The sequence below is a fragment of the Paraniabella ginsengisoli genome, assembly GCF_022513635.1.
Classification (GTDB): Bacteria; Bacteroidota; Bacteroidia; order Chitinophagales; family Chitinophagaceae; genus Niabella; species Niabella ginsengisoli.
This window is the reverse complement of the sequence record NZ_JAKWBL010000003.1, coordinates 75,858-96,751: the sequence shown is the minus strand read 5'-3', so window position 1 is coordinate 96,751 and position 20,894 is coordinate 75,858. Positions and strand designations below refer to the sequence as shown.

Annotated in this window: 23 protein-coding genes and 2 pseudogenes; 14 read left to right on the top strand and 11 right to left on the bottom strand. The window is 38.6% G+C overall.

Annotation, left to right across the window (positions count from 1 at the left end):
• The first annotated feature begins 69 nt into the window (after positions 1 to 69).
• The 4 genes from MKP09_RS14960 (at position 70) to MKP09_RS14945 (ending at position 4,312) form a co-directional block, all read left to right on the top strand.
• A complete protein-coding gene (locus MKP09_RS14960; protein ID WP_240830792.1) occupies positions 70 to 1,269 on the top strand; it encodes a phosphoglycerate kinase in 1,200 nt (399 codons plus the stop codon).
• Between the two features lie 139 nt (positions 1,270 to 1,408).
• Positions 1,409 to 1,780 (top strand): diacylglycerol kinase, encoded by a 372-nt coding sequence (locus tag MKP09_RS14955; protein WP_240830791.1) that lies wholly within the window; start codon positions 1,409 to 1,411, stop codon positions 1,778 to 1,780.
• A 158-nt stretch (positions 1,781 to 1,938) separates the two neighbouring features.
• Complete coding sequence (serC, locus tag MKP09_RS14950; RefSeq protein ID WP_240830790.1) at positions 1,939 to 3,021, top strand: 3-phosphoserine/phosphohydroxythreonine transaminase; 1,083 nt, start codon at positions 1,939 to 1,941, stop codon at positions 3,019 to 3,021.
• Positions 3,022 to 3,157: 136 nt separating this feature from the next.
• Complete coding sequence (locus MKP09_RS14945; RefSeq protein WP_240830789.1) at positions 3,158 to 4,312, top strand: phosphoglycerate dehydrogenase; 1,155 nt, start codon at positions 3,158 to 3,160, stop codon at positions 4,310 to 4,312.
• Between the two features lie 58 nt (positions 4,313 to 4,370).
• On the opposite strand, the gene MKP09_RS14940 is transcribed toward MKP09_RS14945, so the two are convergent.
• The 7 genes and pseudogenes from MKP09_RS14940 to folK all read right to left on the bottom strand — a co-directional run bounded on the left by MKP09_RS14940 (position 4,371) and on the right by folK (position 8,943).
• A complete protein-coding gene (locus MKP09_RS14940) occupies positions 4,371 to 5,762 on the bottom strand; it encodes a sulfatase-like hydrolase/transferase (RefSeq protein WP_240830788.1) in 1,392 nt (463 codons plus the stop codon).
• A 28-nt stretch (positions 5,763 to 5,790) separates the two neighbouring features.
• Complete coding sequence (locus tag MKP09_RS14935) at positions 5,791 to 6,330, bottom strand: sulfatase-like hydrolase/transferase (RefSeq protein WP_240830787.1); 540 nt, start codon at positions 6,328 to 6,330, stop codon at positions 5,791 to 5,793.
• Between the two features lie 66 nt (positions 6,331 to 6,396).
• A complete protein-coding gene (locus MKP09_RS14930; RefSeq protein WP_240830786.1) occupies positions 6,397 to 6,747 on the bottom strand; it encodes an MFS transporter in 351 nt (116 codons plus the stop codon).
• Positions 6,738 to 7,292 (bottom strand): MFS transporter, encoded by a 555-nt coding sequence (locus tag MKP09_RS14925; RefSeq protein WP_240830785.1) that lies wholly within the window; start codon positions 7,290 to 7,292, stop codon positions 6,738 to 6,740. Before MKP09_RS14925 ends, MKP09_RS14930 begins: the two co-directional genes overlap by 10 nt.
• Positions 7,286 to 7,690 (bottom strand): MFS transporter, encoded by a 405-nt coding sequence (locus tag MKP09_RS14920; protein ID WP_240830784.1) that lies wholly within the window; start codon positions 7,688 to 7,690, stop codon positions 7,286 to 7,288. The genes MKP09_RS14925 and MKP09_RS14920 overlap by 7 nt, the downstream gene beginning before the upstream one ends.
• Positions 7,691 to 7,717: 27 nt before the next feature.
• Positions 7,718 to 8,292 (bottom strand): annotated as a pseudogene (locus MKP09_RS14915) (deoxynucleoside kinase).
• Between the two features lie 162 nt (positions 8,293 to 8,454).
• A complete protein-coding gene (gene folK, locus MKP09_RS14910) occupies positions 8,455 to 8,943 on the bottom strand; it encodes a 2-amino-4-hydroxy-6-hydroxymethyldihydropteridine diphosphokinase (protein WP_240830783.1) in 489 nt (162 codons plus the stop codon).
• 140 nt (positions 8,944 to 9,083) lie between these two features.
• Here folK and MKP09_RS14905 point away from each other — a divergent pair, with 140 nt between their 5' ends.
• The 5 genes from MKP09_RS14905 (at position 9,084) to MKP09_RS14890 (ending at position 12,683) form a co-directional block, all read left to right on the top strand.
• Positions 9,084 to 10,367, top strand: a complete 1,284-nt coding sequence (locus MKP09_RS14905) for a S49 family peptidase (protein ID WP_240830782.1) — start codon at positions 9,084 to 9,086, stop codon at positions 10,365 to 10,367.
• Positions 10,301 to 10,570 carry a S49 family peptidase gene (locus MKP09_RS14900; protein ID WP_317235380.1) on the top strand — a complete coding sequence of 90 codons (270 nt, stop codon included), beginning with the start codon at positions 10,301 to 10,303 and terminating at the stop codon, positions 10,568 to 10,570. The genes MKP09_RS14905 and MKP09_RS14900 overlap by 67 nt, the downstream gene beginning before the upstream one ends.
• Positions 10,510 to 10,644: a S49 family peptidase gene (locus MKP09_RS26300; protein ID WP_262915421.1), complete on the top strand. Its 135-nt coding sequence runs from the start codon at positions 10,510 to 10,512 to the stop codon at positions 10,642 to 10,644. The genes MKP09_RS14900 and MKP09_RS26300 overlap by 61 nt, the downstream gene beginning before the upstream one ends.
• 381 nt (positions 10,645 to 11,025) lie before the next feature.
• A complete protein-coding gene (locus tag MKP09_RS14895; protein ID WP_394801090.1) occupies positions 11,026 to 11,910 on the top strand; it encodes an ABC transporter permease in 885 nt (294 codons plus the stop codon).
• Between the two features lie 281 nt (positions 11,911 to 12,191).
• Positions 12,192 to 12,683: a hypothetical protein gene (locus MKP09_RS14890; protein ID WP_240830780.1), complete on the top strand. Its 492-nt coding sequence runs from the start codon at positions 12,192 to 12,194 to the stop codon at positions 12,681 to 12,683.
• 109 nt (positions 12,684 to 12,792) lie between these two features.
• Here the strand turns inward: MKP09_RS14890 and MKP09_RS14885 are convergent, their stop codons facing one another.
• The 3 genes and pseudogenes from MKP09_RS14885 to MKP09_RS14875 all read right to left on the bottom strand — a co-directional run bounded on the left by MKP09_RS14885 (position 12,793) and on the right by MKP09_RS14875 (position 15,009).
• On the bottom strand, positions 12,793 to 13,215 hold the full coding sequence (locus MKP09_RS14885) for an epoxyqueuosine reductase (RefSeq protein WP_240830779.1): 423 nt from the start codon (positions 13,213 to 13,215) through the stop codon (positions 12,793 to 12,795).
• Positions 13,216 to 13,223: 8 nt separating this feature from the next.
• A complete protein-coding gene (locus MKP09_RS14880; RefSeq protein WP_240830778.1) occupies positions 13,224 to 13,700 on the bottom strand; it encodes an epoxyqueuosine reductase in 477 nt (158 codons plus the stop codon).
• Positions 13,701 to 13,969: 269 nt separating this feature from the next.
• Positions 13,970 to 15,009: pseudogene (locus MKP09_RS14875) on the bottom strand (lactonase family protein).
• 266 nt (positions 15,010 to 15,275) lie between these two features.
• On the opposite strand from MKP09_RS14875, the gene MKP09_RS14870 reads away from it, so the two are divergent.
• The 3 genes from MKP09_RS14870 (at position 15,276) to MKP09_RS14860 (ending at position 16,345) form a co-directional block, all read left to right on the top strand.
• The gene (locus MKP09_RS14870; RefSeq protein ID WP_240830777.1) at positions 15,276 to 15,722 is read left to right on the top strand and encodes a hypothetical protein; all 447 of its coding nucleotides are present in this window, start codon (positions 15,276 to 15,278) and stop codon (positions 15,720 to 15,722) included.
• A gap of 129 nt (positions 15,723 to 15,851) precedes the next feature.
• Positions 15,852 to 16,154 carry a type II toxin-antitoxin system Phd/YefM family antitoxin gene (locus tag MKP09_RS14865; RefSeq protein ID WP_240830776.1) on the top strand — a complete coding sequence of 101 codons (303 nt, stop codon included), beginning with the start codon at positions 15,852 to 15,854 and terminating at the stop codon, positions 16,152 to 16,154.
• On the top strand, positions 16,145 to 16,345 hold the full coding sequence (locus MKP09_RS14860; protein ID WP_240830775.1) for a type II toxin-antitoxin system YoeB family toxin: 201 nt from the start codon (positions 16,145 to 16,147) through the stop codon (positions 16,343 to 16,345). Before MKP09_RS14865 ends, MKP09_RS14860 begins: the two co-directional genes overlap by 10 nt.
• A gap of 65 nt (positions 16,346 to 16,410) precedes the next feature.
• On the opposite strand, the gene MKP09_RS14855 is transcribed toward MKP09_RS14860, so the two are convergent.
• Positions 16,411 to 17,334, bottom strand: coding sequence for a phosphoribosylaminoimidazolesuccinocarboxamide synthase (locus MKP09_RS14855; RefSeq protein WP_240830774.1), 924 nt, complete (start codon positions 17,332 to 17,334; stop codon positions 16,411 to 16,413).
• A gap of 486 nt (positions 17,335 to 17,820) precedes the next feature.
• On the opposite strand from MKP09_RS14855, the gene MKP09_RS14850 reads away from it, so the two are divergent.
• Positions 17,821 to 20,547, top strand: a complete 2,727-nt coding sequence (locus MKP09_RS14850; RefSeq protein WP_240830773.1) for a TonB-dependent receptor — start codon at positions 17,821 to 17,823, stop codon at positions 20,545 to 20,547.
• 144 nt (positions 20,548 to 20,691) lie between these two features.
• On the top strand, positions 20,692 to 20,871 hold the full coding sequence (locus MKP09_RS14845; protein ID WP_240830772.1) for a hypothetical protein: 180 nt from the start codon (positions 20,692 to 20,694) through the stop codon (positions 20,869 to 20,871).
• Positions 20,872 to 20,894: the final 23 nt, after the last annotated feature.

Genomic DNA, 20,894 nt, shown 5'->3' with positions numbered 1-20,894 from the left:
TCGAATAGTCTATTCACCATTCACTACTTGTCAACATATAAACTTTTCAACCTTTCAACTTATCACATCATGTCTAAGTTTTCAAATTATAATTTCAAAGGCCAGAAAGCATTGGTACGCGTAGATTTTAATGTTCCGCTTAATGAGAACATGGAAATCACTTCTGATGCACGTATGAAAGCTGCCATTCCTACTATTAAGAAAATATTAGCCGACGGAGGCAAAGTAATTTTAATGTCGCATTTAGGTCGTCCTAAAACCGGACCTGAAGATAAATTCTCATTAAAGTATTTAGTAAAGCATCTTAGTGAATTATTAGATGGCGCTCCTGTTTTGTTTGCCAACGATTGTGTAGGTGAGCAAGCTTATTTAACTGCTGATATGATGCGTGAAGGAGAGGTTCTATTATTAGAAAACCTTCGTTTCTATAAAGAAGAAGAAAAAGGCGATGAAGCCTTTGCTGAAAAGCTAAGCAAGTTGGGCGACGTATATGTGAACGATGCATTCGGAACAGCACACCGTGCTCATGCGTCAACTGCAGTAATTGCAAAATTCTTTTCGGGCGACAAAAAAATGTTTGGCTTGTTAATGGAGGCCGAAGTGAACAATGCACAAAAAGTATTGGGCGATTCACAAAAGCCATTCACTGCAATATTAGGCGGGGCAAAGGTTTCAGACAAGATATTGATTATAGAAAACCTGTTGGAACGTGCAACCGATATTATAATTGGTGGAGGAATGGCTTATACTTTCTTTAAAGCAATGGGTGGAAATATAGGTTCTTCTCTTTGCGAAGAAGACAGATTAGATACTGCAAAAGATATTTTGGAAAAAGCTAAAGCGAAGAATGTAAATATTCATTTGCCAGGCGAAAGCCTTATCGCAAATAAGTTTGCAGCTGATGCTGATACTTCAGAAGCACCAAGCAACAATATTCCTGAAGGCTGGATGGGGCTTGATATTGCTGGCGAATCGAGAGGGCAGTTTGCCAATGTTATTAAAAAATCGAAAACTATTTTATGGAACGGCCCAATGGGTGTTTTTGAAATGGAAAAATTCCAAGGCGGTACCAAAGCCATTGCCGATGCAGTTGCTGAAGCTACAGAAAATGGCGCTTTCTCTTTAGTTGGCGGCGGCGACAGTGTTGCAGCAGTTAATAAATTTGGATATGCTGATAAAGTAAGCTATGTTTCTACAGGTGGTGGCGCCATGCTTGAGTTTTTTGAAGGAAAAACCTTGCCCGGTATTGCTGCAATAAGCGAGGCGTAATAAAAAATAAATAAGTATTTAAAATGCGAAGCTTGAAAGGCTTCGCATTTTTATTATTCACAACTAAATAAAAGTTGAAAGCTTGAAGTAGTTTACCATTGAATTATTCCTGTTAATATTTGGTTAGATTTGCTGCTGCATGAACGCTCCATTTTCTATAAAGAAATTAATAAAAAGTTTTGGCTATGCTTTTAGCGGACTAAAAGCTGCCATTCGATCGGAGCAGAACTTTAGAGTGCATCTTTTTTCGGCTTGTGTTGCGATTGCTTTGGGAGTTTTTCTACACATATCATCAATGGAGTTTGTTATTATCATTATTTGTATTGGCATTGTAATGGCAGCCGAACTAATGAATACAACTATTGAAAAGCTTTGCGATTTTATATCACCGCAATATCATGAGCGCATAAAAATTATAAAAGACCTCGCCGCTGCAGCTGTTCTGCTTGTAGCAATTGCTGCTTTGATTGTTGGTCTAATCATTTTCCTGCCCAGAATTTTCTCCATTTAACAATTAACGGTCGTTAGTAAATTGAAAGTTACTGTCAGCAAACTGTAACTTTGTTCACCAAATGTGCATAACTGTTAAAAATCAACAGTACAGGATTGTAATTACGTTAGATAAGTTTAAATTCGCGCCTCAATATTTTAAACAATAATTAATTGGCAATGCAAAGAGTTTACAATTTTTCGGCCGGCCCTTCTGCACTTCCGGAAGAGGTTTTAAAGAAAGCACAAAGCGAAATATTGTGCTATGGAACAAGTGGTATGAGCGTTATGGAAATGAGCCACCGCTCAAAAGATTTTATGTCCATTCTTGATTCGGCAGAAAGTACATTGCGTGAGTTGATGCATGTGCCCGAAAACTATAAGATTTTATTTCTGCAAGGCGGAGCATCTTCTCAATTTGCTATGGTGCCACTTAATCTGATGAACAAAAATAAAAAAGCAGATTATGTGAATACGGGTGCTTGGTCTAAAAAGGCCATTAAAGAAGCAAAGCGTTATGGCGCGGTGAACGTTATAGCTTCTTCAGAAGATAAAACGTTTAGCTATATACCTGAATTGGACATAGCTAAATTTGATAAGGATGCTGATTATTTTCACATCACTACCAATAACACCATTTATGGTACAAGGTATGCTGAACTGCCGGATACAGGCAATGTTCCTTTAGTTGGAGATATGTCTTCTGATATTCTTTCTAAAAATTACGATGTTTCAAAGTTTGGATTGATATACGCAGGAGCGCAGAAAAACCTGGGCCCTGCTGGTGTAACGGTTGTTATTATTCGTGAAGATCTTGTCGGTAATGCAATGGACTTTACGCCAACTATGTTCAATTACAAAGAGCATATTGAAAATGGCAGCATGTACAATACGCCGCCTACTTACGGTATATACCTGATGGGACTGGTTTTGAACTGGGTAAAAGAACAAGGCGGTGTAGATGCAATGGAAAAGATCAATATCGAAAAAGCAAATGCTTTATACAACTTCCTTGACGCATCTTCTTTATTTAAAAGCACTGTGTCAGGAAAAGATCGTTCTGTAATGAATATCCCTTTTGTTACAGGCAATGAAGAAGTAGATGCCAAATTCATCAAAGAAGCTACAGCAGCGGGTTTTGTTCAATTAAAAGGACATCGTTCTGTTGGTGGTATGCGTGCCAGCATTTACAATGCTATTTCTTTAGAAGGCGTGCAAAAGCTGGTGGAATTTATGAAGCAATTTGAAGCAGCGAATAAGTAAGAATTGTTCATGGTTCATAGTTAATGGATCATGGTTGGTTGGTGACTGACAAATCTCAAACCATAAATTTAAATCTTAAATAATAAAACGGTTTATAGCTATGAACTATCAACTATAAACCATGAACAGAATGAAAATGAACTATACAATTAAAACATTAAATAAAATAGCTAAGATCGGGTTAGATAAATTCGGTGAAGGTTATGCTCTTGTTGATGATGCGGCAAACCCAGATGGGATATTGTTGAGAAGTGCATCCATGCATGACATGGAATTTCCTGAGTCGTTATTAAGCATTGCCCGTGCAGGGGCTGGTGTTAATAATATTCCGGTTGATAAGTGCGCTGAAAAAGGCATCGTTGTGTTTAACACGCCTGGAGCTAATGCTAATGCTGTAAAAGAACTGGCGATAACGTCGATGTTGATTTCTTCAAGAAAAATTGTTGAAGGTATCAATTGGGCCAACAGCTTAACACAGGATGTTGCTAAAGAAGTAGAGAAAGGAAAGGCGCAGTTTGTAGGTCCAGAAATTGAAGGCAAAGTATTAGGCGTTATTGGCCTTGGTGCTATTGGTGTGTTAATTGCAAATGCAGCAACTAATTTAGGTATGGAAGTGCTGGGTTATGATCCGTATATTTCTGTGGATGCAGCCTGGGGTTTATCGCGCGCGGTAAGAAAAGCAAACGATCTGAAAACGATATTTGAAAATGCAGATTTTATTACGTTGCACATGCCTTACAACGCGCAAACAAAAGGAACGTTAAATGCAGCCACTTTTGCACAGATGAAGAAAGGCGTAAGAATTATTAATCTTTCACGCGGAGAATTGGTGAATGATGATGATATTTTAGCAGCTATAGAAGATGGAACTGTTGGTGCTTATGTAACAGATTTCCCGAATGAAAAAATGATCAACAGGCCCGGTGTGATTGCTATACCTCACCTTGGTGCTTCTACGCCGGAGTCAGAAGATAATTGTGCTGAGATGGCCGCAAAGCAGACCAAAGCTTATTTAGAAACAGGCAACATAAGAAATTCAGTTAATTTTCCTAATTGCGAAATGCCAATGTCAGGAGAACAGCGCATCACTGTAGCTCATAAAAATATTCCTAACATGGTTGGACAAATATCTACAGCGCTGGCTGATGCAAAGATCAATATTAAAGATATGATCAACAAAAGCCGTGGTGATTATGCATATACTATTCTTGATCTTGAAACGGTAAGCAGTGAAGAAAGTATTGAAAAAATAAAAGCGATTGAAGGAGTATTGAGAGTTCGAGTTATCTAAATTCTGTTATTTTAAAGTTGTATGCCGGCGTACTTGCACTGCGCCGGCATTTTTATTTTTAGGATCTTCGCTTTGCACGTTTATTGTTCCTGCCAGGATTATCCTTATTTCTTTTATTTTCCATCAGCCCAAGGCGCGATAAGAAGTCCTGCGCAGCCCATTTAACATAGCCTTCTTCATCTATTGTATTAGTGCGAGCATCTATTACGGCATCAACAAATGGTTCAGGATGTTTTGTATATAATAAATAATTGATGGCCATAAGGGCAATGTGCTCTTCATTAGACCGGATAGCTTTTCGTAATACATTTGCCGAAGCTGAATCTGCAAACAAATTGTAACTCGTTGCGGCTGCAGTAATGGCTACAGGAGCGTACGTATCATTTAAGGCCTTGAAAAGCTCTTTTTTATAATTGTTTAAAGTCACACCTTCTTGAGAGCGTAAACCCAAAGCAGCCCAATAGCGAACGATTTTATTAGTATGTGTCAACAAGCTGATCTGTTTTGCAGCAATATCTTTACTACGAAATCCACTTAAGCTTGCGGCATTATAAATTTCATCGAACCGATAAGCATCACTTAAATGATAGCTGTACGCGTCTTGCTTTTGTGCAGCCAACGACGCTAATTCATATTCAGGTAATAGCATAACATCGCGTGATGCCTTCATAGAAGAATCCAGTCTTTTGCGCATCAAATTGAGCGTGCCTTTGTAGGAAAGATCGTCGACAAGATTTTTTGTTTCCCAAATATCTGTTTTAGTGTCGAACAAAAATTCAGCCGGTCGAGGTAAAAAATATTGTTGCTGCATGTCGTTCAGCTTGCCGTCCCTCAAATCTTGTCGCATGATTTTTTTGATCTCAGCAATTTCCATGTAATTGATATACCTTAATTCTGGTATAAAAGATAAATAGTTGCGTGAATAAATGTATCGTCCATCAGTGATACTTCTCACCATATCAATACCGTTATCGCTGCGATCAGTTGATAATTCTATATAATCCGGTGAGGCCTTTTTGCTTGCGCCCATAATAATACGGCCTTTCATATGTTCAGGAACAGTTCCGCCAGCCAGATTAATAAGGGTAGGAGCGAGATCCTCAAAATCTAAAAGCTCATTATTTGTACCTGAAATATGAGCTGGAGTAAGATTTCGAAACATAGGTGGCACCCAAATAATAAATGGAACCCGGTAACCCAGATCTATGCCATTTGTTTTTCCGCGTGGAATACCTTCGCCATGATCGCTAAAGAAAAAAATAATTGTGCTATCAGTAAGTTTATCTTTTTTCAGACGAGCCAATACTTCTGCAACTCTTTTATCTGTTAGGGTAATTGAATTGTACACTCTTGCGAATTGCTTCCGCATGGCAGGCGTGTTGTTGTAAAATGGAGGTATTGAAAATGCGTCGTCTGCTGTGCGTTCATCGGGAGCTAGCTTATCCCACACATTTTTTTATAAACTTCATATGGGTCCGTCATAGTTTTCGACTGATGACTTTCAGTGAAATTAAAAACGGCAAAAAAGGTTGGCCCGGTTTTCTGCTTTCCCAACCTGCCTTTGCGCTACTCTCGTTCCATGCTGTTGCTACGAAGTTTTTGGGATCGGCAATATTATAATCAGTTTTTACATTATTGGATGTGTAATATCCTGCCTGTTGCATATAATACGGAAAGCCGCGCATAAAATCAGGAGTCGGGTATTTGCTTCTATGATGGCCGGTACCGGCTTCATAGGTGCGTACGCCTGTGATAAGGGTAGTGCGGCTTGGCGAACAAACCGTATTCGTTGAGAAGGCATTTGTGAAGCGTATGCCAACAGAAGCCAGGCTATCAATAGTTGGTGTTTTTGCATGTTTATTTCCATAGCATCCAATAAATTCGGGCGAAGTATCCTCAATGGTTATCCACAGAATATTAGGCTTCAATTGTGAAAAGGCTTTATTGCTAAAGATCACTGAAGTGAAAAATAAGGCTATTAGTCCCGGCAGGATTTTTTTCTTGTAAAGAATTTGCATCGTTAACTATAAAGTTGTTTGAGGGGTTTGACGTTCACATTCTTGAAAGGTTTATTTGAAGTAATTCTAATACTCAAATTTCCGTAAAGTGGGAGCTTTAAACCACGTAGTAATAACCACCGCCAATGTCATACAACCTCCAAAAACTACCGACGGAATAACGCCCATTGCGCGCGACATGACGCCGCTTTCAAACTGGCCTAGCTCATTACTACTTAAAACGAACATTCCGCTAACGCTGCTTACACGTCCACGCATATGGTCGGGCGTAAGCAATTGCATTACAGTTCCTCTCACCACAACACTAACACCATCAAGTATGCCCGCAATTACTAAAACGAAAAACGAAAGCCAGAAGATTTTTGAAATTCCGAAAAGAATGATGCAAGTACCAAACCCAGCTACTGCTATAAGCATTTTTCTACCTTGTGCTTTTTTATTGGCCATAGCGTAAGTATTACCACAATAAAGATGGCACCAATGTCGGTTGCTGCATTTAGCCAGCCAAACCCTTTGGGCCCGATTTTTAAAATGTCGCTTGCAAACACTGGAATCATTGCGACCGCGCCGCCAAACAAAACAGCAAACATATCCAAAGCCATCGCTGCCAAAAGGGCTTTGGTTTGAAATACAAAAGCTAGTCCTTCTTTAATGCTTTCCCATGTTTTCTTTTCAGGCTGTTTAGTAAACGCTACATCACTTCCTTCTACCGGGATTTGTATCGGAGGTTTAGGTTTTAGTTGGAACAGGAATATTATACTCAATAAGATAAGGCTGGAAATAACAAGAATCGTAGAACTGATTCCAATAAAGGCAATTAAAAAACCTCCAACCGCATGTCCTGTAACCGAAGCAGAAAGCCAGGTGCCCTGGTTCCAGGTCGTTGCATTCTGCAATAAATTTTTAGGAACGATGGTTGCTATCATGGCGCTGAAGCATGGTCCTACAAAGGACCTCAGCATTCCGGTGAAAAAAATACGCCATAAATAAACCAGGCAATATGATTGGTATGAAGAAATTCCTGCGTACGTTCGGTTGATAATGTAAACAATGCAAGCGCAGCTACGAAATAACCAATAATGCCTTGCAGGATCAGTTTTCTCTTGTCATTTGTATCTACTCTATGTCCGGAATATAACGCCAGAGAAAGTGCAGGTATAACTTCTGAAAGGCCTATAAGGCCAATGGCTAAGGGGTCTTTTGTTATTTGATAGATCCACCAACCTACTACCGTTGTGATCATTCGCATAGCCGCTACAAATGTAAAACGGCCAATCATAAGGTTTCTGTATTCAGGTATTCGAACTGCCGCGAATGGGTCGTTGGTGATCTGTACTTCGGGGGCGTTTGTGCTTGTCATTGAGGGTGCAAAAATACGGTAGAATTATCACAAATGAATATGATGAATTCCTGGTTCATATTCCCGTTCCAATGCTTCATAAATAATTTTAAGATGATCGTCGTTAGTAATAAAGTCGGCGCTTGCAGCATCTACCAATAAAACAGGAATGTTAAGCTGGCGGATATATTGAAGGTAGGTTTCTTGCAGGCTTAGCAAATAATCATCCGGAATTTTTTGTTCGTACTCTCTTTGTCTTTTTTAATATTCTCCTGTAGCTTTCTAACCGGCGCATGAAGATAAATTAATAACTGAGGCTGTATGAGCTGTTGTTGTACAATGTCAAATAAACGCTGGTATAACCTGAACTCTTCTTCGCTTAGTGTAACCTTTGCAAATAACAGTGATTTCTTAAACAAATAATCCGTAACCGTTAACTGCTGAAACATATTTTGCTGTGATAAAATCTCCTGTAATTGCTTATATCGTTCAGCCATGAAAAATAGCTCTAAAGGAAAAGCAAACTGTTTTGGATTTTCATAAAACTTTGGCAGAAAAGGGTTGTCGGCAAACGCTTCTAAAACCAATCTTGCGTTATAGTGCTTGCTCAGTTCTGTTGCCAAGGTAGTTTTACCGGCGCCAATATTTCCTTCTATGGTTATGAATTCGTAACGCAATGTTTGCTTGGTTGAGGTATCGTTTTATTATAATAAAGATTCCTTCTGTCAATATTACAAATAAAAATTTTTACAAAAGAAATATATAAAACTGTCAATGATCTGTATCTAATTTTTTACGCCCAATTTGTCATCACTATCACTCCAAAGTTGAGTTATCGTTTTTTGTAATATAGGATGAACAACATTACCGGCGATTTCCACCAGCGGTGCTAATACAAAATTTCTTTCTTTAATTCTTGGATGCGGTACGATCAATGCGTCGGAATCATAAATATCATTATTGAAAAATAAAATATCTATATCAATAACTCTTGACCCATATTTCTCCGCTCTTATACGTCCCATATCCATTTCGATTTTTGAAATGGCGTTGAGCACGGAGGGTGCATCTAATCTTGTTTGAACCAGTAATACCTGATTGTAAAAAGTGGGTTGATCTTCAATACCCCAAGGCTCCGTTTCGTAAACAGAAGATTTTTTTGTGATCGGCCCGATCTCCTTCTCTATCATTTTCCTCGCTTCTTCCAAATTGGTATGTTTGCTGCCCAAATTGGTGCCTACGATCAGATATGTTTCGTTTATTCTATTTTCCATAAAACCAGGTCAAATATCTTTAATTTTGGCGGTTGTAAAGCCGTTGGTCAAAAATAGCTGAAATATATTCTGCTGTACAAGCGAGCGTGGCAATTTTGTTGATAGTAGTACTGACGATGATTCAATAATTAAAAATAAATATGAAATCTTTTTTTAAAATTTTTCTGGCGGCTTTTTTGGCCTTAGTTGTTTTTTGCATTGTGGGTTTTTTCTTTTTTGCAGGAATAATGGGCAGCGCTTTATCTAAATCGGTTCCTGTTGTTGCCGAAAAATCGGTGCTTGAAATTGATTTAAGTAAAACCTTTGAGGAGCGTCCGGTAACTGATTTTCAAACAGTGGTAGCATCAGAGTCGCTTGATGAAAAGCCATCTTTTTACGATGTAATACGCTTAATTGAAAAAGCAAAGCATGATGAAAACATAAGCGGTATTCTTTTAAAAGCAAATGGAAATGCCAATGGTTTCGCAAATAGCGATGAAATAAGAAACGCGTTGTTAGATTTTAAAAGATCAAAGAAGTTTATTATTTCTTATGCAGATATGATGTCGCAAAAAGCGTATAGCTTGGCAAATATTTCTGACAAAATTTATGTAAGCCCAAAGGGATATTTTGAGTGGATCGGTTTTGGTGTAAATTATATGTTCTTAAAAGGAACATTGGATAAACTTGAAATTAAGCCGCAGATTTTTTATGCCGGCAAGTTTAAAAGCGCTACAGAACCGTTGCGTGTGGAAGAAATGACAGACGCAAATCGTTTACAGACGAGCGTTTGGTTGAATGACATATATAATGATTTTTTGATCAAAACATCTGAAGTCAGAAAGATAGATACCGCAACATTGCATCAGTTAGCAAATGACGGAACTATTAAAACGCCGCAGGATGCGGTGGCGCATAAACTAATTGATGGTGTAAAATATAACGATGAATTGCAGGATGAAATAAAAAGCCGGTTAAAAGTAGGCGCCGATAAAAAAATCAATTTTATCAGTATTGAAAAATATGGATCGGCTAATAAAGATTTAAGTGGTGACGGAGATAATATTGCTTTGATATATGCTACCGGCAGTATTGTTGATGGAAAAGGAGATGCAGATAATATTGGCAGCGAAAACTATGTGGATCTTTTAAGGAAGGCAAGGCTTGATAAATCGATAAAGGCTATAGTGGTTCGTGTAAACTCAGGCGGAGGCAGCGCTTTGGCCAGTGAGAATATCTGGCGGGAAATGTTGCTGGCAAAAAAGCAAAACCTGATGGTTAGCTTTGGTGATGTTGCAGCTTCGGGCGGCTATTATATATCAGCGGCAGCAGATAGTATTTTTGCATCTAAAAATACCATCACAGGCTCTATCGGCGTATTTGGCGTTGTGCCGGATATGAGCACTTTTTTAAGAATAAGCTGGGTGTTACGTTCGATGGTGTAAAAACCGGTCCGCTGGCAAATGCTGGTAATGTTGATCATCCAATGACGGAGCAGGAAAAGAAATTGGTACAGGCCAGCATCGAAAAAATTTATGCTGAATTTAAACAGCGTGTTGCAGAAGGGCGTAAAAAGACACCGCTTATGTGGAAACTATCGCGCAGGGAAGAGTGTGGACGGGACTTAAAGCAAAAGAAGTGGGTTTGATTGACGCTTACGGAGGTTTGAACGCTGCTATTGCTGCTGCTGCAAAAAAGCGAAACTGGACGAATACGAAGTGAAGGAATATCCAAAGCAAAGTGGCCTGCTCGAACGTATTTTAGGAATGGATAAAGTAGAGGTAACAGGCACAAAATTAAAAAAGAATTAGGTGATGATTATTATAATGTTTACAGGCAAATGATAAAAGTAAAAGAAATGACCAACGGAGCTCAGGCGCGTTTGCCTTTTGATTTTACGATCAATTAAATCTTAAATCAGCAATCTCAAATCAGAAATTTCTTAATGTCTTACAGTCAGTCAAGAGCTTTGTGGGCAGTAACAAAAGCAAGCTTTAAAGCTATTTTTAGCCAGCCTTCCTCATTGTTCTTTAGTTTTTTATTTCCAATTATTTTTATTTTGATCTTTGGCGCTTTCAGTGATCGGCCGCCGATCCCTTTAAAATTGCTATAAGCGCAAACAGTGATACGACCAATGTTTTATATGACAGTCTCACAAGCAGTTCAAGAATAAAAATAGTTTCTTACAACGGCGATACAGCAAAGCAGAATGCGGATCTTATAAAAGGTAACATTGATGCCTTAGTACATATTCAACCTGTACCACTTGATTCGGGACATTATTATAAAGTAAACTTACTTTCAAGCGAAGCCAGTGGCGGAAGCGTTTACAACCTGATGCGCACGCTGGATTATCAGGCTTTGCAAATTGAGTTAGATGATGCACATAAATTGCAAAGAGAATATTCGTTTGTTCCTCAAATTGTTCCCGGAAAAAAATATCGTCAAATAGATTTTGTATTGCCCGGCCAGCTTGGGTTTTCCATACTTTTTGCCACTATGTTTGGTATATCTTTCGTGTTTTTTAATCTGCGCGAGCAATTAGTGTTAAAGCGTTTTTATGCATCGCCTATCCGAAAAATAAATATACTCATAGGCATTGGCGCCAGCCGCTTGGTATTTCAGCTGATCAACGTAATTGTACTTATTTTATTCGGTCATTTCTTTTTAAACTTTACGTTGGTAAATGGAGCAATAACATTTATAGAAATGATCGTAATGACGATCTACATGTTGTTTCTGCTAATGGGCGTTGGATTGATCTTTGCCAGCCTCGCCAAAAGCGACACCAGCATTCCATTATTAATTAACCTTTTTGGCTTCCCGCAGATACTACTATCAGGAACTTTTTTCCGATCAATGTATTCCCAACATGGCTGCAAAACCTTTGCCAGGCGCTTCCGCTTACACAGTTTAATAATGCCATGCGCAAAATTTCTTTTGAAGGATTGCATTTATTTGACACTTGGAAAGAGATCGGTATTCTAGGTATTTGGATCATTGTTGTGTACCTAATTGTAATGAAAGTAATGAAGTGGGAGTGAGAAATTTTAAATTTTAAATTATGAATTTAGAATGTAGAATTTTTGTCCCGGCAATGAACATGTGGCATCGATCTTGTGTCACTCAATTCTTTTGTGGTACATATCCCAGCCTACATAAACGACGATAATTATCTGAATCATGATTTATAGGATTAACAGAACTTCTATTATTTTACATTCAACATTTCTTATTTAAAATTTTACATTCAATATTTTACACTTCCCATGAAATACATTCGTCTTATTATTCTAAGCATTGTCGTTTTTTTTGCACTGGCGTGTATTGTTTCATTTTTTATTCCTTCGCGTATAAGAGTGTTTAGAATGACGAGCATTGCTAAAGGAAGAGACAGCATATTAAACCAGGTGCGCGATATATCGCAGTGGAAAAATTGGTATCCCGGGTTTGATAAAATTGAGTTGACCGAACAACAGGTTGTTGATGGTAGGGTAGTGAAAGCCCGTGCGAAAGATATTATAGTTGACATTAAGGAGTCATCCGACAGTACTGTAATTGTGCACATGCAACGCGGATCACGGCCTGTAAAATGTGGTTGGCAGATTAATAATAATAATAGAAATGATTCTTTAGCGCTTCAAACTTATATGGACTTTGATTTGAAATGGTATCCTTGGGAAAAATTTTCAAGCCTGATGCTGGATAAAGGTTACGGCGAACGGATGCAGGAAGGGTTGGCGAATTTGAAGAATAGATGATAGTTGAGAGATGGCAGTTGACAGCGATGAAATGGTCTGACCGTCTCGGTCTAACCAAAAACTAAAGAAGAATGGGAGTTTTTTTCTGTCAAAGGTCAACTATCCTCTGTCAACTTTGTTGCTGCTGTAAAAAACTAAGATTCCTCTGAATACCTTTAAACTTGCTTCTTTTCATAGGCGAATGGCGAAATATCTTTTTAAAAGTTTCTTCTGTCATCGATTCCCATTCTTTAGTAGAAAGATTAAGCACTTCAGGAATGGGGTTGAAAGCTGCTTCTGTTGTGGGTTTGCTGAAACGATTCCACGGACAAACATCCTGACAGGTGTCGCAGCCAAACATCCAATTATCAAACTTGTTATGCATTTCTGAAGGAAGTAACATTTCTTTTAGTTCAATAGTGAAATAAGAAATGCACCGGCTACCGTCAACTACTTTGTTTGGAAGTATGGCGTCCGTCGGACAAGCATCAATACATTTACTACACGAGCCGCAAAAGTCTTTAGCAAAAGGATCATCGTATTCCAACTCCAAATCGGTGATCAGTGTTGCAATAAAAAATAAGAACCGTTTTGTTTAGTAATTAGATTACCGTTTTTACCCACCCATCCCAAACCGCTTTTCTTTGCCCAGCTTCGCTCCAACACAGGCGCCGAATCTACAAAACCACGTCCCTGAATATCTCCAATCTTTTCGCGGATCATGAATAAGAACTCGTTGAGTTTAGCTCTTATTATTTCGTGGTAATCGTTGCCGTAAGCATATTTGGCGATCTTTGGTGCATCGGAGTTTTGTTGTTGAGAAGGAAAGTAATTAAGCAATAAAGTAATTACCGATTTCGCGCCTGGCACCAGCTTAGTTGGATCAACACGTAAATCAAAATGATTTTCCATGTATTTCATTTGTCCATGCATGCCTTTGTTCAGCCAGGCTTCCAGCTTGCGCGCATCTTCATCTAGCGGAACGGCTTTGGCTATTCCGCAATAATCGAAACCAAGCTGTTTGCTGAGTTGCTTCACTAAAAGTGTATGTGTGGCTGGTATTGACAACAGGGCGCAAAGGTATTAAATATGTTACAGGTTGCTGGTTGCTGGTTTCAGGTTTCGGGCAAACCTCCGAGATTTTCAAAACCTCGGAGGTTTGTGTCTCAATCGCTGATATAGGATGCTATATAATCGGGACGATAAAACGAGCGTGGCAAAATCGATGATACATATTCATCAGCTGGGCCAATAAAAATTATCTGTAGTTGGTAACAAACCAGTAACCAGCAACTTGAAACCACGACCTACTCCCCAATCCATTGCAAACAAACAGGCGAACCCACTTTAATGCTTTCACCCGTATTGGTAAGCAAGCCTGTTTTCCTATTTATTTTAAAGATGGTTATATTGTTTGATTTTTGATTAGCTGCTAACAAATATTTTCCTGATGGATGAATGGTAAAATTGCGCGGGAAGTTGCCAAGAGGTGATTGTTCTCCAACATATTTTATTGTACCGTCTTTAGGGTTTACCTTAAAAATTTGCAAAGTGCTATTGCTGCGTTGAGAAACATAAAGAAATTTTTCATCTGGCGATAAATGAATGTCAGCACCTGCTGCGGCTTCATTCTTTGGTAAGTGGTTTTCTGTTTGAATAATGTCGTGTTTAAAACCATCTTTTTTTATAACGAGAACATTACCGGTTAGCTCTTCAATCAGATAAGCGAAGTTTCCTTTTTTGTGAAAATAATATGCCTTGGTCCGCCGCCAGCAGGAACATTGATTGAGGATTTATTTTTCTCATCTAATTTCCCCGTATTTGCGTCGAACGGATAAATCATTACTTTGTCAATGCCCAAATCGGGAACGTATAGATATTTATTATCAGGACTTACATACGTACAGTGTACATGCGGTGCTTCCTGTCTTTCTTTATTGCTGCTGCTTCCGGCATGTTGTATTAACTGTTGCATTTCGCCAATGGATCCACCTTCTTTAATGGGATGAACAGTTAAGTTTCCGCTTCCATAATTACCAGCAAACAGCCATTTTCCCGTTTTGTCAATACTTACATAGCATGGCGCACTGCCATTATTGGGTTGCGTATTCAGCAAAGTGAGGCTGGCCTTTTGTTGATCATAAGAAAAAGATGATATTTTTCCTTCATCACTTTCGTTGACGCTATAAAGAAAGCGATTGTTTTTGCTGGCGGTAAGATAAGAAGGGTTGCCTGCTTCAACCACACTTAACTCTTTTACACTACTTGTATTTGCGTCAAAATCATAAATATAAATTCCTTTACTGCCATTGTTGGTGTAGGTTCCAATAACAAGTTTTTGTGCCATAACCGGATTGTGTAAATACAATATCGAAAATAGAAAACCAGATATAATGATTGTTTTCATTTTGGACTCATTTGGCATAAAAGTAGCTTATTCTTTATTGGTAGCCACGAATACACAAAGGATATCTGTTCAAAATATTCGTGCTTTTGTGGCAAGCAGTAATTTATTATATGTTTTTTAACAATGCGCTACAAACCCTTTAAGCTCTTGAATAATCTTAATATTAGACGAACAACAATTTTAACGAACTACTAAACTTATAAAAAATGAAAAGATTTATATCCATATCGCTGGTAATATTAGCCGGCGTTGTTTTACTGGCAAGTTGTAGAAAAAGAGATTACCATGATGATATTGATAGAAGAGAGGACGCCTATGTGTATGAATATGCTGACGAATTTTTTACGGTGGAATTTATTGAAGATGGTCGCTTCGCAGTTCTTGAAAGCTTGGACAATGAATCTTTCTGGCCAGATGTTGATGAAAGGTTAAGAGGTGATTTTGGGTCAGGTAGAAAAAGAATTCAGAATATTACGGCTGGTTTTGAAATGAATGTGAACGTAATTGAGACTAATATCCGTACTGAAGCAGATGCTCAAGAAGCAATAGATTATTATTATTATGAGCGATATGGTGTTTACCCAGAATTTGCCATGAAAAATCAAAGTTTAAAATTGCAAAGTGGAAGGCAGAAAATTGGCATTTCAAGATAGTAGTTTATCCGTTCTCTATAAAACAGGGCCGCAACATTTGCGGCCCTTATCTTTTTTAGTATTTTTCTAATGCTACTGATAACTTTTAGTTTCAAATTGTAGAACTGGCTCTATAAAAAGACGTACGAAATGTCGTACGAGTTTATTATTTTGATGAAACGAATAATAATTTCCACAGTAAAAAATAAGAAAAAAGCATCCATTATTTCAGTAACCCAATTTAGGGATAATCTAAAGAGTTTTTTAGACAGAGCGAAGTCCGAAAGAATTATTGTACACAATTCAAAAGGCTCTTTTGCAATAGTGCCGCTCGATGATGCTGAAATTGACATTACTTACAACAAAGAATGGGTAACAACAATGCGAAAAAGTGTTAATGAAGCTAAAGCCGGTAAACTCACTAATATTTCGGTAAATGACCTATGGAAATAGCGTTTACAGATACAGCTCTTTCGCATTTACGGTTTTGGAAAAAAGCCGGCAATGAATCTGTTCAGGCTAAAATTCAAAAACTCTTAAAAGCGATTGCAGAAGATCCTTATTCAGGAATTGGCCAGCCAGAACAGTTGAACCACGAATGGCGGGGCTTTTGGTCGGGGCGGATTACAAAAAAGACCGGCTGATTTATATAATAATTCGCAACAAAATTATAGTTTATGCATTGCTTGGGCATTATGACGATCATTAGTTAATACCTCTCCAAAGCCTGTGATATTTTATCCCGCTGTTCTTCATCACTAACATTTTTAGGTTCAAATGTTGAGCCGATCACTTTTTCATAAAGCTCAATATATCTGTTAGAAATAGTGCTGATCCACTCTTCCGTCATTTCGGGAACTTGTTGCCCTTCTTTTCCCATAAAGCCATTTTCGATCAGCCACTCCCGAACGAACTCTTTGCTTAGCTGCTTTTGCTTTTCGCCCTTTTGCTGACGTTCGTCAAAGCCGTCAGCATAAAAATAACGGGAGCTGTCGGGTGTATGAATTTCATCCATTAATATGATTTCATCACCCAATTTTCCAAATTCATATTTTGTATCAACCAGTATTAATCCTTGTTTTAACGCCAGTTCTTGTCCGCGCTTAAATAAGGCAAGTGCTAATGTTTCTAATTGCTGCCATTCATCAGCGGTAGCTAATCCTTGCGCAATAATTTCTTCTTTGCTGATGTCTTCATCATGTCCTTCGCTGGCCTTTGTGCTGGGTGTAATGATAGGTGTTGAAAAAGCATCATTCTCTTTCATTCCTTCGGGTAGGGCAACGCCGCATAATGTTCGCTTTTCACTATTGTATGTTCTCCAAGCATGGCCAGTTAAGTGGCCGCGTACCACCATTTCTATTTTAAAAGGTTCGCATTTATAGCCGATGGAACTATTTGCAGTTGGCGTTTCCAGCAGCCAGTTTTTGCAAATGTCTTTTGTCGCATTCAGCATATATGCTGCGATCTGGTTTAAAACCTGTCCTTTGTATGGTATGGGTTTGGGTAAGATAACATCAAAGGCCGAAATGCGATTGGATGCAATCATCACTAATAATCTGTTATCAATGGTATAAACATCTCTTACCTTACCGCGGTAGAAATTAGTTTGTTTGAGAAAGTTTAATTCAGACATGGCGCGAAAATAGTAAGGATAGTTGAAATGTTGATAAGGGAAATGTGTTTCTCACAGATTACACAGAAGTACACAAACAATATAAATTCTGTGTTATTTCATGCTTTCTGTGAGAGTTATCATTGAAGTTAATAAGTTGATACGGTTTCCGTCTGACCGATTATTGGTTGCGATTTGATAGCTATCGAATATGTAGGTTGAGTTATGTACAACAGTATAAGCGAGTCCAGTGAGCGGGATAAACTGTGGCAAGATCGTTGAGCTGTGTTCATCAGCCGGGACAATAAAACTCTTTGTAAACATTTCAACTTGCCTAAACTTTATTTTGCCAATAAACTAACAAATGTTATTTTAATAGTATAATTGTCAACACAAAATCCATTTTATGAAATGGAGCATAAGAAAATGTTCATTTTCATACCCGAAAACAATAAATATTTTCTTATGCGGAATTCCATGTGACCAAAAACCAATAAAAAATTACACATGAAAACCTATGCACGATTGCTTGCTACCATGACATTCCTGTGCGCTGTTTCTGCTGCTATGGCTCAAACGCTGAAGGGCGTTGTTAAAAGCGGCGAAAGCGGGGAAGGTGTTCCATCTGCTTCTATTACGTTACAAGGCAGCACAATAGGTGCTGTTGCTAACGAAAAGGGTGAATTTGAAATCAGGGTATCTTCTTTACCTGCTAGTTTAACCGTTAGTTCGGTTAACTACGAAGCACAAGGCGTAACTGTGGTCAATACTTCATTTATCACGGTTTCGTTAAAGCCTATGCTGGGGCAGGAAATAGTCGTATCTGCTTCTCGCTTTAATGAGCGTTTAATTGAGTCTCCGGTTACGGTAGAAAGGGTAAGCGCCGCTACAATAAAGAACACGCCCAATGCCAGTTATTACGATATTATTGGTAAACTAAAAGGCGTTGATGTGGTCAACGCATCTCTTACGTTTACATCCCCAACCACCAGAGGTTTTGCAGGAAGCGGTAATACCCGTTTTAATCAGCAGGTTGATGGTATTGATAATCAAGCTCCGGCTCTTAATTTTTCTGTCGGAAGTATTGTTGGGTTAACGGAGCTCGATGTAGAAAGTATGGAACTGCTGCCTGGCGCATCTTCTGCGTTGTATGGATCCGGCGGTATGAATGGTACTTTACTGATCAATAGTAAAAATCCATTTAATTATACAGGACTTTCCTTCCAGGTAAAAGGAGGTGCTATGAATTTGGGTAATAAATGGAGAGACGCTTCTCCTTATCAAAATTATGCTTTGCGATGGGGGCAAAAAGTTTCCGAAAAATTTGCTTATAAAATAACGGGTGAATTTATTAAAGCTAATGACTGGCTGGCCCGCGATTACAGAAATTACGGTCGTGTAGGCACCAATGGTATGATTAAGGATGGTACTCGTGATACGGATCCAAACTATGATGGTATCAACGTATATGGAGATGAAACAACTGTAAATTTAAAAGCTTTATTAAGTGGTATTGGAGGGCAGGTCCCTTTCTGGCAGTCTTATATCAGCCAATTGCCTGAAAATATTCCGGTTTCCCGAACCGGATACACGGAAAATGAATTGGTAGATCCCAATACACTCAATTATAAAGTGGGTGGTGCCTTGCACTATAAAATAACACCTAAAATAGAAGCTATTTTGATGGGGCAATTAGGTGCCGGAACTTCAGTTTATACAGGAAGTGATAGATACTCGTTGCGGGATTTTCAAATAGCGCAGTATAAATTAGAGTTGAAATCTGATAATTGGTTCGTTCGCGGCTATACTACTCAGGAAAATGCTGGAGAGTCTCATAATCTGACGGCCACGGCCCGACAGTTTAATGAGGCTTGGAAAACAAGTGTAACCACCGATGCAAATGGAAACCCAACGCCACAGCCTACTGATTGGTATATGCAATACGCATTTGCATATATGAACGCAAAAATGGGGGGCATGGGAGATGCGGAGTCTCATAATCTTGCGAGATCTGTTGCCGATGACGGCAGACCGGCTGCCGGATCTGCTGAGTTTACAAAGCTTTGGGATGAAACACGCCTGCGACCCATATATCAAAATGGTGGTTTATTTCTTGATAAATCTGACCTGTATGTTGCGGAGGGCCAGTATAATTTTTCTTCTTTGGTAAATAATGCAGTAGAATTATTAGCTGGCGGTAATTGGAGGCAGTTTGTTTTAAATAGTGAGAACACATTGTTTCATGAAGATGATGGGCCAATTAAGATTAACGAAGTAGGTGCCTATGTGCAAGTGGGGAAAGAAATTATAAAAGACCGCCTGAAATTAACTGCAGCAGGCCGGTATGATAAAAATGAATATTTTAAAGGGCGATTTACACCAAGATTTACGGCAGTCATTCAACCAGCAAAAGATCATAACATACGTTTATCTTATCAAACAGCTTATCGTTTTCCAAGTACACAACAACAATGGATTGACCTTGCGGTGGGAAGCGGAACATTGATTGGTGGTAACAGAGTTATTTGGGAGTCATACGATTTAATTGATAACCCCGGCTATTCAGCGCAGGAGTTTGTTGCAGATCCAACAAATCGTATTCCTGTACCTTATAAAGAAATCAAGCCCGAAAGTGTAGTGAGTTATGAATTAGGTTACAAAGCATTGCTTGCAAAAAAGATATTCGTTGATGCTTATGTTTATACCGGAACATACGAAAACTTTATTGGTAGAAGGGATGTAGTTCAGTTTTACGATGAGGCAGATCCTACTAAATATCGTGGTATTTCTGTTGTTGTAAATTCTGATGCCAAAGTAAAAACTTTTGGCTGGGGTATGAGTTTCGACTGGCGTCTGCCTTCTAATTTTTCAGTAAACGGAAATCTTTCTTCTGATGAAATTAAGGATGTGCCAAGTGGTTTTCGTTCCTCATTTAATTCCCCAAAATACAGATCCCTATTAGGTTTGAGCAACTCGGGCTTTGGGCCGAACGATTTATTTGGGTTTAATTTGAATTGGCGCTGGCAGGATAAAGTGGTTTTTGAAGGAGACTTTGCATCCGGCACATTAAATCCAATTCATATTATTGATGCTGCCCTTTTGTATAAGCTGCCTGCTATAAAATCTCAGTTAAAATTGGGTGCTAACAATTTGTTTAATGAATACTATACAAACGCCATCGGTAACCCAAGTATTGGCGGTCTTTACTATCTCGCTTTTACGTATAACTTATAACAAACACTTTGCTTATACTAAACTTATCAAATATGCTTATCAATTATAGATTTATCAATAAAATAACTGTGATGCTGCTGGTAATTTCGGTTGCATTGCTGGCATGTAACAAAGAATTGCCCGAGGCTGTTCCACTTACACCGGATGAGTTCATCAGAAACGGAAACCATTATGCAAAAGCTGGATGCTGCTGAATTTTCTATTCTAAGATCAGCGATAGAAAAAGCCAGCACATTCGCAAGTCCAACCGGAAAAGTTTCTGATATTTTAGCCAACCCCAATGGCACGGTTACTTTTTTGCGCCGGATAATGCGGCGCTTCTAAGATCCTTTGCGCTACTTGGATTA

Excerpts from the sequence above, each read along its gene's own strand:
- MKP09_RS14860 (WP_240830775.1), top strand. The coding sequence starts at position 16,145 with ATGGAAATAGCGTTTACAGATACAGCTCTTTCGCATTTACGGTTTTGG.
- MKP09_RS14850 (WP_240830773.1), top strand. The coding sequence starts at position 17,821 with ATGAAAACCTATGCACGATTGCTTGCTACCATGACATTCCTGTGCGCT.
- MKP09_RS14855 (WP_240830774.1), bottom strand. The coding sequence starts at position 17,334 with ATGTCTGAATTAAACTTTCTCAAACAAACTAATTTCTACCGCGGTAAG.
- MKP09_RS14870 (WP_240830777.1), top strand. The coding sequence starts at position 15,276 with ATGAAAAGATTTATATCCATATCGCTGGTAATATTAGCCGGCGTTGTT.
- MKP09_RS14945 (WP_240830789.1), top strand. The coding sequence starts at position 3,158 with ATGAACTATACAATTAAAACATTAAATAAAATAGCTAAGATCGGGTTA.
- MKP09_RS14930 (WP_240830786.1), bottom strand. The coding sequence starts at position 6,747 with ATGCTTATAGCAGTAGCTGGGTTTGGTACTTGCATCATTCTTTTCGGA.
- serC (WP_240830790.1), top strand. The coding sequence starts at position 1,939 with ATGCAAAGAGTTTACAATTTTTCGGCCGGCCCTTCTGCACTTCCGGAA.
- MKP09_RS14960 (WP_240830792.1), top strand. The coding sequence starts at position 70 with ATGTCTAAGTTTTCAAATTATAATTTCAAAGGCCAGAAAGCATTGGTA.
- MKP09_RS14865 (WP_240830776.1), top strand. The coding sequence starts at position 15,852 with ATGTCGTACGAGTTTATTATTTTGATGAAACGAATAATAATTTCCACA.
- MKP09_RS14920 (WP_240830784.1), bottom strand. The coding sequence starts at position 7,690 with ATGACAAGCACAAACGCCCCCGAAGTACAGATCACCAACGACCCATTC.
- MKP09_RS14845 (WP_240830772.1), top strand. The coding sequence starts at position 20,692 with ATGAGTTCATCAGAAACGGAAACCATTATGCAAAAGCTGGATGCTGCT.
- MKP09_RS14925 (WP_240830785.1), bottom strand. The coding sequence starts at position 7,292 with ATGCTGAGGTCCTTTGTAGGACCATGCTTCAGCGCCATGATAGCAACC.
- MKP09_RS14890 (WP_240830780.1), top strand. The coding sequence starts at position 12,192 with ATGAAATACATTCGTCTTATTATTCTAAGCATTGTCGTTTTTTTTGCA.
- folK (WP_240830783.1), bottom strand. The coding sequence starts at position 8,943 with ATGGAAAATAGAATAAACGAAACATATCTGATCGTAGGCACCAATTTG.
- MKP09_RS14955 (WP_240830791.1), top strand. The coding sequence starts at position 1,409 with ATGAACGCTCCATTTTCTATAAAGAAATTAATAAAAAGTTTTGGCTAT.
- MKP09_RS14905 (WP_240830782.1), top strand. The coding sequence starts at position 9,084 with ATGAAATCTTTTTTTAAAATTTTTCTGGCGGCTTTTTTGGCCTTAGTT.
- MKP09_RS14935 (WP_240830787.1), bottom strand. The coding sequence starts at position 6,330 with ATGCAAATTCTTTACAAGAAAAAAATCCTGCCGGGACTAATAGCCTTA.